General features: G+C 34.0%; 20 protein-coding genes and 1 pseudogene. 9 read left to right on the forward strand and 12 right to left on the reverse strand.

The features are described 5' to 3' along the window. Positions 1-4: 4 nt before the first annotated feature. The 6 genes and pseudogenes from I9192_RS21210 to I9192_RS21230 form a co-directional block, all read right to left on the reverse strand. Positions 5-520 (reverse strand): hypothetical protein, encoded by a 516-nt coding sequence (locus I9192_RS21210; protein WP_005035100.1) that lies wholly within the window; start codon positions 518-520, stop codon positions 5-7. 113 nt (positions 521-633) lie between these two features. After that, positions 634-1,527: a hypothetical protein gene (locus tag I9192_RS21215; protein ID WP_009585362.1), complete on the reverse strand. Its 894-nt coding sequence runs from the start codon at positions 1,525-1,527 to the stop codon at positions 634-636. Further along, positions 1,511-1,615, reverse strand: a pseudogene (locus I9192_RS22620) (DUF2515 family protein); the annotation flags it as partial. The pseudogene I9192_RS22620 and the gene I9192_RS21215, both read right to left, overlap by 17 nt. A 588-nt stretch (positions 1,616-2,203) precedes the next feature. Then, positions 2,204-2,635, reverse strand: a complete 432-nt coding sequence (locus I9192_RS21220) for a hypothetical protein (RefSeq protein ID WP_005035095.1) — start codon at positions 2,633-2,635, stop codon at positions 2,204-2,206. An 11-nt stretch (positions 2,636-2,646) separates the two neighbouring features. Further along, on the reverse strand, positions 2,647-3,453 hold the full coding sequence (locus I9192_RS21225; RefSeq protein ID WP_005035093.1) for a hypothetical protein: 807 nt from the start codon (positions 3,451-3,453) through the stop codon (positions 2,647-2,649). Positions 3,454-3,456: 3 nt separating this feature from the next. Further along, positions 3,457-4,011 (reverse strand): PAAR domain-containing protein, encoded by a 555-nt coding sequence (locus tag I9192_RS21230; protein WP_005035088.1) that lies wholly within the window; start codon positions 4,009-4,011, stop codon positions 3,457-3,459. A gap of 246 nt (positions 4,012-4,257) precedes the next feature. On the opposite strand from I9192_RS21230, the gene I9192_RS21235 reads away from it, so the two are divergent. Both I9192_RS21235 and I9192_RS21240 read left to right on the forward strand, forming a co-directional pair. After that, positions 4,258-4,503 (forward strand): hypothetical protein, encoded by a 246-nt coding sequence (locus tag I9192_RS21235; protein ID WP_005035086.1) that lies wholly within the window; start codon positions 4,258-4,260, stop codon positions 4,501-4,503. A gap of 674 nt (positions 4,504-5,177) precedes the next feature. Further along, a complete protein-coding gene (locus I9192_RS21240) occupies positions 5,178-7,379 on the forward strand; it encodes a calcium-binding protein (protein ID WP_005035083.1) in 2,202 nt (733 codons plus the stop codon). Between the two features lie 172 nt (positions 7,380-7,551). Here I9192_RS21240 and I9192_RS21245 read toward each other — a convergent pair whose 3' ends face one another. Further along, positions 7,552-7,824, reverse strand: coding sequence for a type II toxin-antitoxin system RelE/ParE family toxin (locus I9192_RS21245; protein WP_005035081.1), 273 nt, complete (start codon positions 7,822-7,824; stop codon positions 7,552-7,554). Beyond that, the gene (locus I9192_RS21250; protein WP_004825980.1) at positions 7,824-8,108 is read right to left on the reverse strand and encodes a CopG family ribbon-helix-helix protein; all 285 of its coding nucleotides are present in this window, start codon (positions 8,106-8,108) and stop codon (positions 7,824-7,826) included. Before I9192_RS21250 ends, I9192_RS21245 begins: the two co-directional genes overlap by 1 nt. A 467-nt stretch (positions 8,109-8,575) precedes the next feature. On the opposite strand from I9192_RS21250, the gene I9192_RS22200 reads away from it, so the two are divergent. Beyond that, on the forward strand, positions 8,576-8,740 hold the full coding sequence (locus tag I9192_RS22200) for a hypothetical protein (RefSeq protein ID WP_154652948.1): 165 nt from the start codon (positions 8,576-8,578) through the stop codon (positions 8,738-8,740). A 401-nt stretch (positions 8,741-9,141) separates the two neighbouring features. Here I9192_RS22200 and I9192_RS21255 read toward each other — a convergent pair whose 3' ends face one another. Next, positions 9,142-9,780: a hypothetical protein gene (locus I9192_RS21255; protein WP_005035074.1), complete on the reverse strand. Its 639-nt coding sequence runs from the start codon at positions 9,778-9,780 to the stop codon at positions 9,142-9,144. Beyond that, positions 9,770-11,173 carry an AAA family ATPase gene (locus I9192_RS21260; protein ID WP_005035072.1) on the reverse strand — a complete coding sequence of 468 codons (1,404 nt, stop codon included), beginning with the start codon at positions 11,171-11,173 and terminating at the stop codon, positions 9,770-9,772. The genes I9192_RS21255 and I9192_RS21260 overlap by 11 nt, the downstream gene beginning before the upstream one ends. A 364-nt stretch (positions 11,174-11,537) precedes the next feature. On the opposite strand from I9192_RS21260, the gene I9192_RS21265 reads away from it, so the two are divergent. Beyond that, positions 11,538-12,692 (forward strand): methionine aminotransferase, encoded by a 1,155-nt coding sequence (locus I9192_RS21265; protein WP_200150025.1) that lies wholly within the window; start codon positions 11,538-11,540, stop codon positions 12,690-12,692. Positions 12,693-12,816: 124 nt separating this feature from the next. Continuing rightward, the gene (locus I9192_RS21270; protein ID WP_005035066.1) at positions 12,817-14,184 is read left to right on the forward strand and encodes an MATE family efflux transporter; all 1,368 of its coding nucleotides are present in this window, start codon (positions 12,817-12,819) and stop codon (positions 14,182-14,184) included. A gap of 61 nt (positions 14,185-14,245) precedes the next feature. Here the strand turns inward: I9192_RS21270 and I9192_RS21275 are convergent, their stop codons facing one another. Both I9192_RS21275 and I9192_RS21280 read right to left on the reverse strand, forming a co-directional pair. Next, the gene (locus I9192_RS21275) at positions 14,246-16,531 is read right to left on the reverse strand and encodes a YncE family protein (RefSeq protein ID WP_005035063.1); all 2,286 of its coding nucleotides are present in this window, start codon (positions 16,529-16,531) and stop codon (positions 14,246-14,248) included. 205 nt (positions 16,532-16,736) lie between these two features. Next, positions 16,737-17,582 carry an SDR family NAD(P)-dependent oxidoreductase gene (locus I9192_RS21280; RefSeq protein ID WP_004825964.1) on the reverse strand — a complete coding sequence of 282 codons (846 nt, stop codon included), beginning with the start codon at positions 17,580-17,582 and terminating at the stop codon, positions 16,737-16,739. 213 nt (positions 17,583-17,795) lie between these two features. Between I9192_RS21280 and I9192_RS21285 the strand changes: the two genes are divergently transcribed. The 4 genes from I9192_RS21285 (at position 17,796) to I9192_RS21300 (ending at position 21,290) form a co-directional block, all read left to right on the forward strand. After that, positions 17,796-18,473: a TetR/AcrR family transcriptional regulator gene (locus I9192_RS21285; protein WP_005035061.1), complete on the forward strand. Its 678-nt coding sequence runs from the start codon at positions 17,796-17,798 to the stop codon at positions 18,471-18,473. A 274-nt stretch (positions 18,474-18,747) separates the two neighbouring features. Then, positions 18,748-19,458: a phosphate regulon transcriptional regulator PhoB gene (phoB, locus tag I9192_RS21290; protein WP_004825961.1), complete on the forward strand. Its 711-nt coding sequence runs from the start codon at positions 18,748-18,750 to the stop codon at positions 19,456-19,458. 25 nt (positions 19,459-19,483) lie between these two features. Next, entirely contained in the window at positions 19,484-20,842 is a 1,359-nt protein-coding gene (gene phoR / locus I9192_RS21295) for a phosphate regulon sensor histidine kinase PhoR (protein ID WP_004825958.1), read from the forward strand. 16 nt (positions 20,843-20,858) lie between these two features. Further along, positions 20,859-21,290: a hypothetical protein gene (locus I9192_RS21300; RefSeq protein WP_004825956.1), complete on the forward strand. Its 432-nt coding sequence runs from the start codon at positions 20,859-20,861 to the stop codon at positions 21,288-21,290. Positions 21,291-21,975: the final 685 nt, after the last annotated feature.

Consider the following 21,975-nt stretch of genomic DNA (forward strand, 5'->3'; position numbering starts at 1 on the left):
TTTCTTAATTTAAATCATCCAAAATTTTTAAAAATTTTGTATCAACTTGATCAAAATCTTGTTTATTTTTAAATGAATTTTGATGAATAGCTTCGGGGCTTAAAACAGTTTCACTTGAAGATAAATACACTAGGTTATCAAAGATATTAATAAAAATTCTTATATCAGTTTGATTACTTCCCATTACCAAACTATTGGTATATTTCATTTTTGCATACTGATTTTTATATTTTGCGTAGATATAATAATCACTAAAAGTATTTATATCTTCTTTTTTATAATTTTGCATTCTTCCTTCTTTAAATAAAACAGTATAATTGTTAGTTTTTCCTATATATTTTTTTAACTCATATCCATCCAAGAGATATCCATACGGATTCACCACAATTTTTAAATCTTTATTATCTATGGATTTATCAAAGATAACATCTACTTTTGTTTCATAATTCTGTGAAGATATTTTTGAGCATGAATTTGTTATAACTACTATGATAAGAACGATAAGAATTTTAAAAAACATGATTAAATCCTTATTCGTTTAGGGGTTTATTATACTAGACCTACAAACGATTCTGACCAATACATTAATATAAAGACAACATAAATAAATCTTTTTAACACAAATAAAATCAACTATTTAACATACAACCAAACATCAGGATCTATATAGCTTTCATCTATATGATAACCTTTAGATCTCATATCTTTTTCATCTATTCCTCTTGACCGTTTATCTTTAATTAAACTTTGTTTGAATGCATTCTCTAATTCTTGAGGTGTCATCTTATCGGTATCAGACATTAGGTTTCTTTCATTATAACGGACTGTTTGAAAGCTATAACGTACAATATATTGTTCTTTACCTTCTTCATTTTTTTTAGTTTGTTTTAGGCTAATATCTAGTAGAATACCATTTGCGTATAAACGGTAACCTATCGTTTTACCTGCTATAGAGTTTATAATTTTTTTCCACTCTTCAAAATTAAATATATAACTCATATCAACGATGTCATGCCCTTCCATTAAATATCTAATATTGTCCTCTTTTGCTACTCTTGGGTTATATCTAGCAAAATAAGTATTCCATCCTGCTTGATTTAAGCGTTTCATTAACTCAACATAACCGTGATAAGCTTGCTCAGGGCTTACGAATTCTTCCTTATTTAAACCAGCATCAATATCAAATATTTGAATTCCATCAGTTGTATTCCATTGTGTCCCTAGTACGGAAAAAACATGGTCAATGACTAGGCTATTTGTTCCATTTTCTATTTTAATTTGACCTAGACTTGGAGGAGAAAAATCTAATTCTCTAAAGCTCGCGCCTGCTGATTGATGATCTACCTGTCCATCATTATATTTCAAAAAATCTTGAACACCTTGTTGACCAAAATGCAAAATGTAAGTCTGTTGATTCATTGCGTTATTCTCGATGTCTTTTGCCTTTGGTTGGCATGCCGTGAGTAAGTACCCACATATAAAAATAATAATTATGGAATAAGTAGAATGTTTAAATTTTCCCATCATTACTGTCTCTTTTAACGATGAAGTCAGCCTTACTATCGCCCCATCCCGCAATAATTCCTAATTCTTTTTCTAAAAAAGTACGTCTTTTTAAGATTTTTATATTAATTTTACTAAATACAAATCTCTGCTAAATCTGTTTTAGATATATTTAACTTTATTCTATTATCAAGAATACAAGAATAATTTCTTAAATTATATTCTTGTACTGATGAAGTTAAATCTATTTCTATGCCAATATCTGATTGAATTGGTCCTTTTCCAACTTCTTTTTTAAATTCGTCTAGGTTATAACAAAATAGATAATTTTTGTCATCTTTATCAAATTTTAAATTTCCACTTATCACTTCACCATTAAAATTTCTAACTTCAGGAAATAACCAGTTTATTTTATTAGCATTTCCTATAGTTTTACTTTTTGTAGCACATATTTTTTGATCTAATATTTTATATTCAAAGGTATCTTCATATTTTTTTTTACAACCTATTAAATCAAAAAATAGAAAGCCAAAAGGATAAATTTAATTTTCATTTTATATCTCTATAAACTTTAAGACTAAATATCTTTGTTTTCAGTTGAAATTTTTAGCTTTTACTACACTCTAAAGCTAACAAAGTTGTATTTAAAAAAGATATTGTTATGATATTCTCTAGAGCTTATTGATATCTAAATTCTAGATTATTGGCACATTTCTATACTTTTTTCTCTATCACTAAAATTTATTAACTTATTATTTTTTAAACAAAAATAATTTCTAAATTCGTATTGCCGAAATGTTTTTCCTCTTTGTAGTTCAACTTGAATATATGTTTCTAAAAAATCTGATCTCATGTCTTTTTTTGAAAAACAAAAAATATATTTACTCTTTTTATTTGATAAATTCTTTAAACTTTGTGTATAAATACTATTTGATAATTCATCATTAGGATTTCCATTCAGATCTTTAAAAAATGTATCGAATCTTGCAAATTCTTTAGACTCAAAAACTTCTTTCGGTTTCAATGAACAAATTATCTCATTATTTACAATTTCGTATTGAAAAGAATCAACCTTTTTATCTTTACAACCAGCTATTGATAATAAAACAGCTAAAAAAACCATATATTTCATTATGATGCACTTTAGTAAATTAAAAAAATAAATGAAACTGCTGGAATTATAGTAATATTTGAAACTAATTTATATCCCACTGGATCATTAATGATTGGTTGCATCACCTGTTTTATATATTGAAGATTATTATCCCTATGCTTTATCCAAGCAGAACTTAGGTTGATATCTTTATAGCCCTCAATTAGCCCAAAATAATCAGAGACTATACTCGCTTGTTGTTCAGGGTTCAATTTTTTAAAGTCAGTATCTATTGCTAATTCATAGTTATAAGGATCATAAATTGAATCAGGTAAAGTCCACTCTAAACTTTGTAATATTAAACCTTTACCTAAAATATTCATTCCTTTCTGATATTGCCATACATGAGTCATTTCATGAATGAATGTTAGCTTTGCCCTAATTCTTAGATCACTACCGTTCGCCCTAATTGGATTATCTTTAAATTTAGGTTCAGAAAAATCATCTTGATAAATATCTGATCCAACTAGACCATCTGGATAGTGAGCATGTCCCCTTGGTGTCATTGGAACTTGTTGTTTTGGTAAAAATGCTTTATTTATTATTTTTACTTTATTGTAATCTATCGAGTCTTTAAATATTTTTTTACACATTGCTATTTCACCGACAGTCAATGTTCTATATTTTTTTGATTGATCCTCTCTAAGAATAACTTTAGACTTTGCTGTTGTATTTGTCATGATTTTATCAGTTACAAATCTAATAACTGATTTTCCTGATGGTAACTCAGGCATATTAGGTAGCTTAAATCCGGGAACTTCTGGTAAATGTAGATCTGGCACGACTTTAAAATCCATTTTTTATTCTCCACAAGAGCAAGATTCATTGCAATTACTATCAATAATTAAATCAACAGAAACTATTCCCAATGAAGTTTTTGTTTTTAGTCTTTCAGTATTACCATTATTATCAGTTACGCCATTACAGATAGAACCATCTTCAAAAGTGACTATATACTCGACATTTGCATAAGGTTCGCCATTTGTATTTTCTAATTGTATTTGTTCATCATAAAAATTACTTTCGTCATCAACAAAGCTATTCCTTTGAGCGGCTATTGGGTTCAAATTTGAATTTACCCTACCAGATCCATTGTCCATCACTGCTAAATCAGAAATTTTTAAATACTTGGAACCACAACTTGAAGTATCACCAGCAGCGACAATACTTTTACCACCAACGATCATAAAGCCTTGATTGGAAGCAATTGCTCGCGATTGAACTTTACATTTTGGACAAAAGTGTGTCATTCCATCAAGGTGTACAGCTTTACCTTCGACTAAAAAAGATGGATCACCTAAAATAATGATTCCACCATGGTCTGTTTTACAACCGATTGTAATTAATGCCTTCATTTATATTTTATATTTAATTAATAATGACTTTATTAAAACATAAAGAAATAGGAGATACAAAACTTTGAAAGACTCTCTCCAAGTTATATTTACATTCAGCTTATAGACTTCACGTTATACCTACCTTCTGTCTCCTATAATATATTTTGTAATAAAATATTAAATTAATCTGGTCATGATCGAAATCCACCCCAAACTCCCTGCTTAGGGCTCCACCATTTTAAGTATCATGACCGCAATGGCACAATGACTGACTTACAACATCTTAATAGAGATCTCAAAGACTACTCAGCTTTTAACAATGAAACGGATTGGATCAATCATTATATCAATCGAATCGCAGTGATTTATCAGAAACAAAGCCTGTGTGATCCACTCATGAGTCAAAGCTTTGATATTTTCTTTCAAAGTAAGGAGAAATATTTCTTTGGGCATGTGCCCAATACTCAAGATGAGCCTTTAGAAGTAAAAAGACTGGTCACTAAGCCATAAGTATGAACGTTATACAGTTCGATGTTTTGAAATCGTATGTTTGAAAAATATTTAGTAACAAAAGAATTTATGAATTTTTAGAAATTCTAAGAATTCAAATAAAAAATCAACTAATAATCCGATTCAATTTACTAAATACTATAAAGAAATTTTTTAAAAATCAATTGATATATAAAATAAAATTTAAAAAATTTCATGTGAAACATATTATACCAATTCTATAAAAAATCTTTTTATCCGTAATAGATTGTAGATTTCGTATTGAAAAATTTTTACTATAATAAGATGATATTAAACAACTGAAAAATAACTTCTGAATTTTATCACCAAGCTTTTTTTTCAAATAGCATCCAATTTTTTAGATGTTTTTTATAAATAAAACTCCAAATTAATAAATAACTTATGAACATCTTTAACTATTTTAATGCTTCAACCTTAAAGATATATTATTTTAAAATACATTTATGTCTATTATTTTTAAAATAAAATATTAGTTCAATAACTATGTTATATATCATATAAAAAATTAAAATTCTTACGATTTATAATTTTTCATCTATATAAATTTATATCCAAATTGTCTTACAGAAATAAAACACCTTTTTGAGTTGTATGTGAATATCGTGCTGCTTTATTTTTTTGTTTATTAGTTAAAATTAATAAAAGGAAATCACATGAAATTATTTAATACATATCAATACTTACCAAACTTCAAATTTAGTTCAGTATTTACTATCCCACTTCAATTAGTAGCCAATGGGTTAGTCACTGCTGCAAATACCATTAATACTATTCTTGATATTACATCTCCAATTGGTTTAGCAGGAAATAAAATTTTCGGTGCTCCATTTGAAATTGCTCATGTAGTGGGTGATAAAGTTATTGGTTCAATTTCTAATGTTGTATCAAATATTGGTGTTTCTTTAGGCGCAACAGTAAAACCTGCTGATACACATTTCAAAAATGAATGGATAGATAAAGAGCTTACAACTAAAGGTCTGTTAAATGTTCCTAGCGAAGTAATTGGTAATGCCTTAATTGGTGGAACTAATCTTGCGAATGATTTGTTGAATACAGTCGCTCCATTAGGTCTTGCTGGTAATAATATATTTGGTAAAGGTTTCGAAACCATACATAAGGCTGGTGATGCTTTTATTAATCAAATTTCAAATATTATTGTTAATACTGGAAAAGGTATTGGAGGAACTTTATCTGCTCAAAACAACCATTATGAAAATGAATGGAGAAATCAAAGCCAAGCTGAACATGTACTAATATACGAAAAAAATGGACAAACAAGTTATCAAGTAAGCTCCAGTGTTTTAAACAAAGTGGCTGAACTCTATCAGCAATTTGAGCAAGCTCCTTCGCAATATGTTAATAATTTATGGCGCCCAATTTATTCATTAATTGCTAATGACCTAAAAGGCAAAGAAGGCATCGATCCAGGCACTCTCAATTGGTTCCATGTGGCTGAGGCTGTTGCAACAACAGATCCGACAAATATTCTTTACCAATATGTACGCTTAGGGACTGAAAAAGCTTTAGGGGATAAAGGGATTTATTTTGCGGATGGTGAATTTTATAAAGCATCGAATATTTTAGTTAAAACGCTGGCTGATAATTTACTGTATGGCGTGAATGATACAGATGGCAATCTTATAATTCCTGCTGGTTATGTTCCAAGTGCAGCAGGAACATTTGGTCTTGTACATATGGATGCAACTCAAGCACTACAAAATCTAGGTGGCACACTTTCAGATTGGTCTGGGATTACACCTTTTGGTCTTTTAGATCATATCTTAGGTGTTGATACTTCAGAACTAAATGGTGGAGATAGTCGTCCCATATCATGGTATTTAGAATTATTAGGTGATGTGGTTAAGGAAACGCTAAAAAGTGGAGCAAGTTTAATTGATGTAATCAGTCAATTCACAAAAGAAGGTCTGAATTATATTGATTTATTGATACAAGGAGAAGTATTTCAAAACGGTTTTTCTTCTAAAGATCAATTGGTCAATACACTTACTCAAATTGCTTATGCATATGCGGGTGATTTAGCTGGACCAGTTGCTGTAGTGACTAATTTCCTTAATCCTAATACCAATGTGATTTCTACATTATCTCCTTTCGGTGCAACATTAACTGGAAAAAATGGTAATGATGTCATAAATGGTGGAATAGGCAATGATAAGTTATACGGTGGTAAAGGAGATGACTTATTATTTGGTGGTTGGGGTAATGACATTCTAGATGGGGGATCAGGAGTTAATGTTTTGGTTGGGGGTAAGGGTAATGATACCTATTATGTTCAATCAAACTCTGATTTTGTTTTAGAACATAATAATGAAGGTATTGATACTGTCATTAGTTCAGCTAAGCATTTTTTTCTAACAAAAAATGTGGAAAATCTTACATTAGCAGGCAATACAGACATTTCTGGCTCGGGTAACGAATTGAATAATATAATTAAAGGAAATACTGGAAGCAATCATCTTTATGGATTTGGAGGTGATGATACTCTAGAAGCTACTGGAGGTTTATTTAATGTTCTAAATGGTGGAACAGGCAATGATAAATTGATTGGTAGTTCAGGTAACGAAACCTACGAATTTGAAAGAGGTTTTGGTAAGGATATTATTCAGGAGACTGGAGGTAACGATACTATTAAATTCGGTAAAGATATTAATATAGATGATTTAATTGTTTCATATATTGGCTCAAATCAAGTGATTTCAGTAAAAGGATCTACAGATCAAATTACGATTAAAGATGCTGCTAAGGGTAGTCAGTATCAGGTTGAATCTATTCAATTTAGTAGTGGTGATCGTTTAGATTTACAAACTTTAGAGTATCAACAACACTATTACTTCTAATTTATCCTAAAGTAAATTTTTCAATTTTTTGTTGGTTGATATTGACTCAATTTGAAAATAATTTTTCGTGTATTCAGAATCTTCAAGCAAGGTCGTAGATACTAAACTGCCCTGTAAATCTTATTATTTTGGATACACGCTTAAGTCTTGTTGCAAATAAAAAATGGAAGTTTTAAGCTTCCCACTGCTGTGATGTATGCAAAACTCTTAAAATACGAACCGTATCTTTAACGTCATACACTACAACATAGTGTGAATGAACCACTAATTCACGAGTCCCTTTGACCAGACCAGAGCGCCCCATCAAGCTGCTGTGAGAAAGTAAATCTGTTTTTTCCTCAATCAGATCGTGCAATTCAATTGCAGCAACCAAATTACGCTCAGTAATGTAATCAATAATTCTCTCTAAATCGTCTAAAGCAGTTGGTGTCCAAAACACTTTCATTATTTAGCTGCCAATTTAGCGAGTAGGCTTGCACGTTTTTCTTCAAAACGGGATTTCACTTCTTCTTGAGGAACCAATTGCCCTGCATCTGCTTCGTCTAAGCCAATTTGGACTTGTTTTTGATACCACGCATCGTAAGATGCGGCTTCTTGCTGTTGCTTCACAAAATCACGCATGAAGTCACGCAATAATTGCGCTCCGCTACGGTCTATATCTTTGGCAAAACTAGAAAATTCTTGCTTCAAAGATTCATCCACTCGGAATGTGAAAGTCGATTCTGTCATGGCTTTGACTCCAATGTGTTACATTTGAATTCTATTATAACACAACAAAAAACATGACATGTCAAAACAACAGTTAGGAATCGGCCTATCTACAGCTAGAACCCTGATCCATCATGATTAAAATTAAAAATATGGACTGGTTTAGCCCAATAGATGTTCATTATAAGAATCAGTTAATTATGCACCAAAAAAATGGCTGATCCCAAAAATCTTGACCCAGCCGATAGAGCATTACATCAAAAATGGCACAAGCAAGGAGGAGGAACAGCAGTTGAATGGGAAAAATTAAAAAAAGATGAAAGACATTAAGAACTCCTATTTAACATAATGGTCATACACGAAGCCTACATCTTCCTTTTACTTATAGGTTTCATCACATTTTTACCAACTCAGACCTACTATATATTTTGCTGTTAAAAATCACCTGCTACACTCACAATCACAAACCTCATTAAAACAGTCTGGTCATGATCGAAATCCACTCCAAACTTCCTGCTCAAGGCGTCACCATTTTCAGTATCATGACCGCAATGGCACAACGACTGACTTACAACATATTAATAGAGACCTCAATGACTACTCAGCTTTTAACAATGAAACGGATTGGATCAATCATTACATCAATCGAATAGCAGTGATTTATCAGAAGCAAAGCCAGTGTGATCCACTCATGAGTCAAAGCTTTGATATTTTCTTCCAAAGTAAGGATAAATATTTCTTTGAGCATGTCCCCAATACTCAGGATGAACCTTTAGAAGTAAAAAGGCTGATAACTAAGCCATATACATGGCGATCATACAGTTCTTTTTTGACATCATATGTTGAAAATATTGAGTAACATAAAAGATTTAAATACTTTTAAACATTGTAACAATTTGATTAATAAAGTGTGAAACGTGAATTATCATGAAAAAGCCGTTCCAGTACGCTGAATACTAGAACGGATTTGATTAAGATATTGATACAAAATGAAAAGTTCAAGCATTTCGTATAAGGCGTATTATGTTAATTTTAGGTAATCTTAAGAAATAGTCTAAGATAAAGCTGTAGTTAATTTTTTAACCACTTTATCAGTATAATGATAGTTAATATCCTTAATGACCCCATCAGTAATAGTATAAAGTAAATCTGGAACCTTCTCTGGAGTCATTACTATGGAGACTTTCTTTAGGAAAAAATCTTCAAGATCATTGAATGCTTCTGTTCCTCTAAGCTCTTCTCCACTTTCTAAATCACCTAAAATTGTATCTCTTAAATAAATTTCTCTAGCATTTCTTCTGACTAAACAGAATCTAAAATTAATTTCCATATATTCTTCTCTAGAAGAAATAATTTTCTTCTTGAGTGCATAATGATATAGATTTGTGAATCCATCAATAACCTTATATCTAATATCTTTATATTTACAGCTCCCTGACTTAAACTCTAAAAAGTAAAGCGTATCATTAGAAGCTCTATAAATAAGACAATCTGCAGATCTATTTTTACTTTTACTATTCTTTAAATTCTGACATTGATTATCAATCTTATCAAAATCTAAAATACCAACATCACATTCTATAAAATGCTGATCATTATCATCATCATAACTACAACTAGTTATATTTTCATTAGGACCTATTGAAAAATCCTTACATAACTCATCATAAATTAATTTAGCTTTAGTAGTCATCTTTTAACCCTGATAACTCATTATTCAAATCTCTTAAAGGTTGTGCAAGTACATTAATTATCTGAGAAATATCTTTATTTTTTTCAGAAAAAATAATTTCATTATTATCACAATCTCGTTGAGCTAAATAAAAATTAACAGGTGAGTTATATTTTTCTGAATAGCCCCTTAAAGATTCAACCATATAAGGACTATGAGTATTTATTAAGATATTAGCCCCAGAACTACATAATTTAGCTATTACTTCTGCATATTTTTTTTGCCAAGCTGGATGTAAATTCGTCTCTGGTTCATCAAGAATCAGTAAAGTATCATTATTTATATAATCACCATTAAGCAATAAGTCTAGAATAGCTAAAGATTTAACACCGGAAGAAATATTATTAATATCAAAAATTTTATTATCTTTTTTCTTAAATACAAATCCATGTTCTTTTTGCATGTAATACAAACTTCCATCAAAAAAATCATTTATAAATCTTGTATTTAGTTTATCATTGTCTTTTGATTTTTTGATATCCTTATCTAAATCAACCGCACTCTCTATTTTAGAAATTGAGAATCCATCTTCTAGTTGAAGCGTAAATAAATCATCAGATATTTCTTGACCTTCTTGAATAGATGAATTTTTTAATTTTTTCCATAAATCCATTACGTGATAAGGAACACCAATGTTTCTAAATTTTTTATTGGTTCCAAGCGAGTTTAGAATAGAGTTAGAAAAAATAGTTGGTAAATATTGTAATATTGCTGGGTTTTCTACAATAGTTACATCTCTAAAATTAGGTGCACCATTACGTGCATATAAAGTTTGATTCCGTCTAGAAAATTTAAATTGTAATAAAAAACTATCATTTTCATCATTATTTTCGATAGATTTTAAAACAATATTAGAGTTTTTAGATCCATATCTAACAGCATTGTTTCGAAATTCATTGTTTATAATATCAAATAATCCATCTGATGATCGATATTCATGGTTTATATCCTTTTCATAAAAATCACTGATAATATATTTCAATTTTTCTAGAAAATTTTTTTCTTCGCCATCATTCGTATTAAATATAAAATAATCTACTTTATCTAAAATTTTTTCATGATCATATCTCCTAGAATCCATACGCATTCTAGAAAAGAAAGCTATAACTTCTCTATTCTCAGATAAAGATGAATGATCTCTTAATCTGGTATAAATCCAATTATATAATAGATTGCTTCTAGGGTTTTCTCTTTGAAAAACCTCAGTATAAGTATTACATGATTGAATAAGGGCAAACATTAATTTCCCAACAGTACTTTTTCCGACATCATTTTGACCAGAAATAACTGTTAAATTCTTAAAATTTATGGACGCTTGTTTGATATCACCAATATTTTCAAAAAATAAATTCATAACTTATGTGTACACCTTAATTTGGTTTTTAGTATATCTTATCTACTTACATTTAGATCATTTCATCCATGTCTAATCAATCGTATTTGTTTTTTTTATAACAAATTTTTCTCATTTCAAGATCCTTATTTAACATAAAATCTCTTATACGAAGTCTACATCTCCCTTTAAATTATAGGCCTCCCACTATTCAGATTACCTTAAATTCTTTTAGTATATATTGTAATAAAATGTTTCAAAAGTTAGTTCTAATTTACCTTCTATCAAACTCCTTCCGATCCACCACAAATCACAACAACCTATTTTGCTACTAAAAATCACCTGCTACACTCAGCTCTACAAACCTCATTAAAACAGTCTGGTCATGATCGAAATCCACTCCAAACTTCCTGCTCAAGGCGTCACCATTTTCAGTATCATGACCGCAATGGCACAACGGCTCAATGCGCTAAACTTATCACAAGGCTTTCCTGACTTTGATGCACCGCCTGCATTACTACAGGCGCTGAGCCAAGCTACATTAGATGGTTTTAACCAATACGCAGCGGGTGATGGCTTACTGCAGCTTAGACAACAACTGGCTCAACTGTTTTTAAAACGAGATCAATTACACCTTGATCCACTTACAGAAATTACCATTACACCGGGCGCAACGATTGGGATTTTCAGTGTCATACAGGCCATCATCAATCCAGATGATGAAGTGATTATTTTTGATCCAAGCTATGACAGTTATGCACCTAGCGTACAATTGGTTGGTGGCAAAGCGGTTCATATTCCACTTCATGCACCTGAGTTTTCTGTAGATTGGGATCAAGTCAAATCTGCAATCACTGATAAAACCCGAATGGTCATCGTAAATACCCCGCACAACCCAACTGGAGCAATTTGGTCTAAGCAAGACTGGCTGAATTTAATTGAACTGATTCAAGATAAAAATATCATCGTGCTCTCAGATGAAGTTTATGAACACCTGATTTTTGACGGCGAAAAGCATTATTCAGCGTTGTCATTTCCAGCGCTTAGAGAGCGTAGTTTTGTCGTGGGTTCTTTTGGAAAAACCTTTCATGTGACGGGTTGGAAAACCGGTTATTGCATTGCCTCGCATGAGCTGATGAAGGTGTTTCGTCAAATTTATCAATTTGCCAACTTCTGTGGTGTCACACCTGTACAAATGGCACTTGCCAATTTTATGCAACAGCACCCTGAACATATCGATGGCTTAGCCAGTTTTTATCAACAAAAGCGCGATCTATTTAATTCAGGTATTCAAGATTCAAAATTTAGCTTTATTCCATCCAAAGGAACGTTTTTCCAAAATGTTGACTACAGCCAAATTCGTCCAGATTTAAATGATGTCGAGATGTGTAAATTCCTTGCAGAAGAACACAAAATCGTGGCAATTCCAGTCTCTGTTTTTTATCAGAAAGCCGCTGAAAACTTACGTTTAATTCGTTTTTGTTTTGCCAAAAAAGATCAAACTTTAGTACAGGCATGTGAAATTTTAAATCGAATTTAAACCGAATAAATTCTGAATTTTCATAAAATAAAGCTTGAGTTACTCAAATACTCAGGCTTTTTACTGAGTAGTTGTATATTATCAATAAGATAAAGATACTCGAAAATAGACAGTAGAAAAAAAGATGCCAGCTCGTCCCGACATGCTCCACCAACCCAAATTCTGGAAGGTTTTTTTAATCTTCTTGGGTCCATTGATCTTAACCAATATATTGCAAAATCTGTCAGGGACAATTAACACTATTTTTGTCGGGCAAATGCTGGGTGTTGAAGCAATTGCTGCGATTTCAGTTTTTTTTCCGATCCTATTTTTATTGCTGGCTTTTGTGATTGGTCTCTCGACAGGGGCAACTGTGTTGGTGGGACAAGCTTGGGGCGCCAAAGATATTGAAAAAGTGCGTACCATTGTTGGCGCATTGTTATTTATGACTTTGATTGGCGGAACCATTATTGCCTTTTTAGGCGTGCTTTTCGCGAAGCAGATTTTATTGCTGTTGGGAATCGACCCGAAAATCATGCATCTTGCACTACCATATGTGCAATGGATGTTAATGAGTAGCCCATTTTTATTTATCTATATCACCTATACCTCCATTTTGCGTGGGGTCGGTGACAGCACCACACCTCTTATGGCTTCCAGCCTCACCATTATTGTCGGTGTAATCGTCACTCCTGTATTGATTGGGGGTTATTTGGGTATGCCAAAACTAGGAATTATTGCCCCAGCGATTGCCAGTGGTTTAGGTTTTATTTCTACCCTCGCGTTTCTGATTGTCTATTTAAATAAAAAAGACCATGCTTTGAAGCCCGATGTGGCATTAATCGAACATGTGCGCTTTCACCCGCAGTTTAGCCGCAGTATTTTACGTTTAGGCATACCGACAGGTATCCAAATGGTCACCAACTCTGTTGCAGGTTTGGTGGTGATCGGACTGGTCAACCAACATGGTGCACATGCCACAGCTGCCTATGGTGCAGTTAACCAAGTGCTTAACTATATTCAATTTCCTGCCTTATCCATTGCGATTGCAGGCTCAATCTTTGCAGCACAAGCCATTGGTGCAGGCAAATCCGAATTGCTGGCAAAAGTAACCCGTACAGCGCTGGTCAGCAATATTGCGATTACAGGTTCATTGGTGCTGTTGGCCTATATTTGTTCAAAATATTTGATGGCGTTGTTTATTACCGATCCATCCGTGATTGAACTGGGTCAGCAATTGTTATTTATTGTGTTGTGGTCGATTATATTTTTTGGTGCAAGTGCCATTTTTGCCTCTATCATGCGTGCCAGTGGTACGGTCACTGTGCCGATGATTTTTAACATTTTATCGATCTTGCTGATCGAAGTGCCTTGTGCTTATTTATTTAGTCAGTGGTTTGGCTTACAAGGCATCTGGTATGCACTTGCGCTAACCTTTTTCAGCCTCTGTGTAATGCAAGGTCTGTATTATCAATTCGTTTGGAAAAAGAAAACCATCGAAATTTTGATTTAAATGCATCAGCCCTGTGCTCATGCATTTAAATCAGCCATGATGATCTCACCCCAAGATGATTTTAATCTTCTTGATGAAGCTTGATCACTTTCAGTTCCGATTGTGCTAAGCGTTTGGTTTTATTGCGTGCAAAGACTTGTTGCGTTGCAGGATCATTTGGATCAAAGACTAAGGCTTGCGGTAAAATTTTCTGATCATTGAGATAGCTTTCAGCAAACAAGATTAAAATTTTGCCATTTTCCAGCAGTTCGATGTGCTGAGGTTTGCTCGGCAGTTTAAATGCTACTTTTTGGCGATTTTCTTGAGTTTGGTCAACAAGATTCAGCAGATAAATATCTAAGTCTTGCTGATCTAAGGCACTATTTAATGAATTAAATCGATTAAAGTTTGCCTTCTCAGCATAATAAAAATATTGATCCGCTAAATATCCCATCATCACTGGTATGCTTCTGGTATAGACATCTCGATAAGTATAGCGATTGTCTTCTTGCTCATCTTGATCTTGATCTTGATCTTGATCTTGAGAGGGTGCATCCTGCACATTGATCACACTGACCAAATCTGCAATCCGTTGGTCATAAATTCCGATCTGATTTTCCGAGTCTTGATAAAACTCCACCACTGAACGATAGTCATCGACTGTATAGAGCACTTTTTGTGGTACATCAAAATTCAGTTCAAAAAAGCTTAAATCGGCAGTATTCATATAGATAAAAGGACGATTTGCCCAATCACCTAAAATACGAATGCTTTTTTGGTCTGGTTCAAATACCATATCGATTTCACGACAAAAGTGTTCCTGATAATTTGCTGGCAATGCGGCTGTGGTGATTTTGCCTGATTTCAACTGGATGCGTGAAATACTGTTTCCTACACCATTGTAAACATATAAATTTTCACCCTGTTGATCCAATAATAGTTTGCGGGGATAACGTTCAACTTTAAACTTTTGCAATATCTGCTTGGTCTTTAAATCAATTGCAAAAACTTGGTCATAATCTAAAGATGCTACATAGATAATTTGACCATCGTGGCTTAACACCACATCGGTTGCCCCCACACCACGGCACATATTGTGCATACAACCGCTTTCATCATCAGCTAAAGCATATTGGTAAAGCAGTTCCTCTTTGAATGAAATAAGATTAAATCGATAGACTGCATTTTTCTCTGTTTCGGTATAGTAAAGATCATCCCCATATCGACGAAAATCTCCCATTGCATTCATATTGGGTAAAGTAACAGTTTGCTGTGGGACTGCTTCCAAAAAGACCTGACTTTTATAAAATTGTTGAATCTTGGTCTTTTGTTCCTGACAATCCCGAATATATTGCTGTTGGGTTTTTCCTAAGTAACCTGCAATCTCATCCCTTTCTTCACCATTCCATAAATAATTACAATATTGACTAGAATCCTGTAAAGCCCCGACCTGATCTGGCGCTTCAGATGACGCTGTATCTGGACTTTGTTCTTGAGCAATCACCGCCATGATCGCATTTACTTTTTTTAGGTTCTGCTCAGACTGCGCAGCATGTTGGTATTTTTTAGCATAGGCTGGATGCGCTTCAGCATCATAGGAATCTAATACACTATAGGTCGCCTTAAATGCATCGTAGCCTTGCAGTTGAGCAGATAAATAATGCCCAATCAATGCCACTTTTCGATTCAACACATCGATATTTTTCTGATGCTGTTTTTTTACGCGTTTTGATACAATCTTTGCAAACTCATCTACTCGATCTTGGTACTGATCGATCATTTGGACGAGTAAAACGAGTTGTTTTTTCTCTGCGTTCTGAACATCATTCATGTTACGTAATGCCGAACGATAGGCACTGCCTTGTTCCACGTCCAGCAATGGATAAGGCTGATCAAATTTAATCTGATCGACAATCACACGGTTAAAATCAACCACGGGTTTTAAGTGATTTTGAATCTGATCAAGTGACTGATAAATACGGGTTAAATCTGCATATAACATCGCATCCAGCTTAGAAAGCTCAGGATCGATTTTACGCAATTGCTCTTGTTGAATTAAGCTTTGATATAAATCTAAATATTGTACAGAGCGATCAAAATATGCTGACCAAAATTTTCTATATTGATAATCTGCTAAGAACGTTGAATATAACTGATCCCCTTCGTCCTCTTTGATATATTGTGGATAGAGTCGCTCCACTTCTACTCTATAAAGTTCTTTATCGTCTGCTGGAGCAGGGCTTGAATGCTCTGGTACACCTGCAATGCTATCTAAAATACTGGCATTCTCTTGATCAGTAGACGCATAGGCTAAATGTGATGCAAATAAAATCATACCTATACTGAGGCTTAAAATGGCTTTTTTCATAAAATGCTCAATTCAAATTATCTTTATAATAAAAATAAAAAATTTAATATTTTCTAAGTCAGTTTAACAAATTATTTTATCAATCCCAATCCGTAGATGATCGGTACAGTAAAAGTATGAAGATTTTTATTAACAATCAAGGAACTTGACACATTTCCTGAGAAAGTAAAAAGCCGCCAAATTTGACGGCTTTTTATAGAAAGGTTTATTTTGGTTCTAATTTTTTACTAAATTTAGTCGCAAAACCTGTCAATTTTTGATAACCCGTTGGTAAGATTCGCTGAATCAAATCTAACGTTTTTGCATCATTACCAATCAATAAACGACGTTTATCTTTGAGCACCGCATCAAGCATTTGTTGAGCAGCATCTTCTGGAGGCATACGTAATAATTTATTAAATGCTTTTGCTGACTTATCAGGATTCATGCCCAAAGAACGTAAACTGTCATTCATACGTGCATCATTGGCAATGTTGGTACGAATACCACCTGGATGTACACATAATGCAGATACACCACAGTTTTCGATATCTAATTCTTGACGTAAAGATTCAGTAAAACCACGTACCGCAAATTTTGATGCATTATATGCAGATTGCGTCGGCTGAGCCGTTAGACCAAATAAGCTTGAAATATTGATAATATGACCATCACCTGTTTTCTTGATATATGGTAGAAACTCTTTGGTTCCGTATACCACACCCCAGAAATTGATATTCATAATCCATTCAAGCTCTTCATAGGTCGCGCCTTCTACCGTCGAACCTAAAGCAACACCAGCATTATTGAAAATCATGTTTACAGAGCCATGATTTTGTACGGTTTCAGCAGCCCATGTACGCATTTCTTCGACATTTGCCACATTCACTTTCTTAGAAGTAACACGAACATTATAAGGCTTAACCAATTCGATCGTTTCTGCTAAACCTTTTTCATTCACATCACTGATTGATAAATGACAGCCTGCTTTTGCCAGTAAAATCGCAAGCTGTTGTCCCATACCAGAGCCAGCACCTGTAATTGCAGCGACTTTGTTTTTAAAATTTTTCATTGTCTATCCTTTATTAAAATCCGCACACAATAATACTGATAATGTGCAGCTCACCTACTCAATATAATTTTGACAATAACTATTGTCAATATTATATTGTGAATGAGCAGTTGTTTTTTTATACAAAAAATCTTAAATAGGTTTCAATGACTTTTATTGCTAAAATAACCACTTCTTTGTGACAATCGAACATGACACGAGTAATTTTTTACAATGACTGAATCTCGCTTAACTGAAAAGAAAACCATAAATAAAACCACAAAAGAACGCCAATTCAAAGGTATGTCCTTGTCTGAAAGAAAGCTCGCCCGTCGCGAAAAATTGATTGAAGCAGGCATCGCGGCATATGGAACACATGGTTTCTTTTCCGTGACTGTTAAAGATATTTGTAATGAAGCAAAACTTACTGAACGCTACTTCTATGAGTCATTTAAAAAGAGTGAGGAGCTGTTTCAAGTTATTTTTTTACAATTGATTGAACAGTTACAACAAACCGTGATGCAAGGCGTGATGCAAGGTGCGCCAGAGCCTAAAAATATGATCAAAGGCGGTTTGACAGCGATTTTTACCATGTTAAAAAATGACCCACGTGTTGCTCGTATTATTTATATCGATGCCATGCTGGTTCAAGAATTACATAATCATGCGACTATTCACGAAACTATGGGACGTTTTGATCGCTTAATTCACTCTTTTGTGACGCTGATGATGCCGCATATTGAACGAAGTGAACAGGAAATTTCATTGGTTGCGACTGGTCTAAATGGTTATGTTACACAAATTGCTGTGCGTTGGGTGATGGGTGGTTTTAAACAGTCCTTAGACGAAATTGTTTCAGCATGTGAAGTGGTCTTTGTGTCATTGATTAATACCTTTGCTCCTCAGCCCTAGACTGATTTGAGTAGTGTGAAGTAAGTATAACAGTGTCATCAAACTGTCATATTTGCATTTTTAGTCACCAATTTGATGTTCTTTTTAAGTTGAAGCTGCAAAGATTATTTAAAAATGTCATCTAATTTTCATCACATCGCCCATTTTTTGTCACATTTTTTTGCAAAAATTCGTCTACATCTTGTTTTTGCAATGATACTGTCATAATTAATCTTTGTAATAAGCCTGTCATAAATAAAAGACGGTACACCGTTCATACATAGGATATTGCGTTGTGAAAGATGACTATATATTAATCGTCGATGACGAGCTTCCGATTCGAGAAATGATCCATACCTCACTGGATATGGCAGGTTTTCAATGCCTGCAAGCTGAAGATGCAAAACAAGCACATCAAATGATCGTAGACCAACGACCATCATTAATCTTACTCGATTGGATGATGCCCGGTGGTGTAAGTGGCGTAGATTTGTGTCGCCGCTTAAAACGAGATGAAAATCTAGCAGAAATTCCAGTGATTATGTTAACTGCACGTGGCGAAGAAGACCATAAAGTTCAAGGTCTTGATGCAGGTGCGGATGACTACATGACCAAACCATTTTCAACACGGGAATTAGTTTCTCGTATCAAAGCTGTACTTCGTCGTGCCAATGCATTGAGTGGTGAAAAAACCATTGATGCGAACGGCTTAGTGCTTGATCCTGTCAGCCAACGAGTAAGTTTTGGTGACAGTATTTTAGATATGGGACCAACAGAATACCGTTTGTTGGCTTTCTTTATGACCCATCCAGAACGTGCTTATACACGTGCCCAATTACTTGACCAAGTTTGGGGTGGAAATGTCTATATTGAAGACCGTACCATCGATGTCCATATCCGTCGCTTACGCAAAGTACTTGAACCTTATGGCGCAGATCGCTATGTCCAAACTGTTCGTGGAACAGGTTATCGCTTCTCTACGCGCGCAGATGTCGCTATAGGTTAAGCACTGTTAAGGTAAATAAATTTCTATGTATGAACCCTATCCCGTCCCAGATCTTGCACGTGAACATAAAAAGTTTCGCTACAGCAGTTTATGGGAGTTTGCAAAACAAGACTTACGCCTGTTGGCTTTTTTACTGGTGATTGGCGGATTTATTGGTTTAGGGATCGGTTATTTTTGGATTTGTATTTCCATCGGTTTTGCCGTTTTTTTTATATTTCAATTGCGCTCTTTGTATTTGGTCAATGAATGGATTTCCAACCGTCCTTATGATTCTCCACCAAATCTCGAAGGTATTTGGGGAGCGCTTCTATTTAATGTCTATCGCGCACAACGCCAAGAACGCGTTGTTCAAGCTGAAATGGTTGGCTTGATTGATCGTGCACAATCCTCCTTAGTGGCTTTGGCTGAAGCTGTCGTTTTAACAGATGAACTCCATCAAATCGAATGGTGGAACCCTGCTGCGGAAAAACTTTTAGGTATTCAACCTTTAGATCGTGGTCGTAATATTTTAACCATTATCCGCCAGCCGAGTTTTATTGAATACTTTAATAATATTGACCAATCACCTGATGGTATAAAAATAAAGTCTTCGGTCTATGAAGAACATTATGTACAAATCAAACTGACTCGCTTTGGCAGTGAAAGTCGCTTGTTGGTCGCTTATGATGTAACCCGTGTGCATAATCTTGAGCAGATGCGTAAAGACTTTGTCGATAACATCTCACATGAGCTTCGTACCCCCTTGACTGTACTCAGTGGGTATATTGAAACTTTTACCGACCAAGAAGACCTAAATCCTCGTTGGAAACGCGCCTTTGAACAGATGCAGTCACAAACGCGACGTATGAATGCTTTGGTGAATGATTTATTGTTACTTTCGCGATTAGAAGGCAATAAACAGGTCGCGAAAAATCAAATTATTGATATGCCCAATTTAATGAATCAGCTTTTTGATGATGCGCAAGCCTATAACGTCGATTATGGACATACTTTAAATCTGGATATTGACAGTCATTGTGACCTGATTGGTTCAGATGCAGAACTCGCCAGTGCTTTCAGTAACTTAATTACCAATGCCATTAAATACACACCTAAAGGCGGTACTGTGACGATTGGTTGGCATGATGACACTGAACATGGTTATTTTACAGTTGAAGACACAGGCATTGGGATTGATCCCAAACATATTCCACGTCTAACTGAACGTTTTTATCGTGTAGACAGTGCGAGAAGCCGACAAACAGGTGGAACAGGTCTAGGTTTAGCGATCGTAAAGCATGTTTTAATGCAACATAATGCTTATCTTGAAATTGATTCTAAAGAAAACCAAGGTTCAGTTTTTAGAGTGGTGTTCCCGAAAGAGCGCCTTGATTTTGCAGGCTGATTTTTGATTAATCCAAATGAAATTATTTTTAGATTGTGAATTTAATGGTTTTGGTGGTGAACTGATTTCATTGGCATTGGTCGATGAACAGCATCAATCTTTTTATGAAGTTTTAGAATGCCCAAACCCTGTACCTTGGGTAAACGATCATGTGATACCACGTTTAAACCAACCACCCATTCAATTCAAAAAATTTCAAAGTCGTTTGCAGATTTTTCTATTTCAATATGATCAGATTGAAATCATTGCAGATTGGCCTGAAGATTTCGCTTTATTTATGCGGAGTTTAGTGCTTTCAGCAGGAAAATGTATACGAACACCACCACTTTCCATGCAACTTTGGATGCAAGATCCGATCGAAACTCATGTACCTTCTCAAAACCCACACAACGCTTTAGCAGATGCACAGGCTTTAAAACTGTCTTATTTAAAAGCACATGGATTTTGATTTATTCTAAAAACTAAAACAAGTTTTATATGAGACCAATCAATATTATCCACTTAACGTGAGTTCGACATAATTTAAATAATGTGAGTTCGATGCAACTACATCTCAACCCATTGAAAAACAATAAGTCTTTCCGGATCCTTGCTGGGTTTCCATCCATTTTTTGGATCAGCCTGCGGCTCGCCATGTTTAGCAGGGGTATATGAACAAGAACGTGCTTAAACAAAAAAAGGGGTGAGAAAAGTGAGGCATCGTCTACGCGAACGATCAAAAATTTTCTCAACATATGAGGCTATGAAAATACCTTCTCTAAACGATACAAGTTCTCAATCATACTATTGATGAATTTAACTTAACCTGAGTTCGATGTAATTAAATCTTCAACTCATTGAAAAATAATAAATCTCTATGGAGTCTTGCTGCGTTTTCATCAAATTTTAGGATGAGGAGCGGAGCTCCGCAAGCGCAACCATCAATAGCGTTTCATTTCTCTTGATCAATAAAATGAAAGCGATCAATAGATTGTTTGATGATCTAAAGCTTGCACTACCACGCTTTACTTCTAAAGTTTAAATTGTTTTGCGTAGGCGAGCCTCACTTTTCAGAGATGAAAAGTGACAAAAATCTTTCGTTGAGCGAGGGTACATCCTCATACCCCCACTCAACATGGCGACATCCATGTCGC

The organism is Acinetobacter bereziniae, from assembly GCF_016576965.1.
GTDB classification, from domain to species: Bacteria; Pseudomonadota; Gammaproteobacteria; order Pseudomonadales; family Moraxellaceae; genus Acinetobacter; species Acinetobacter bereziniae.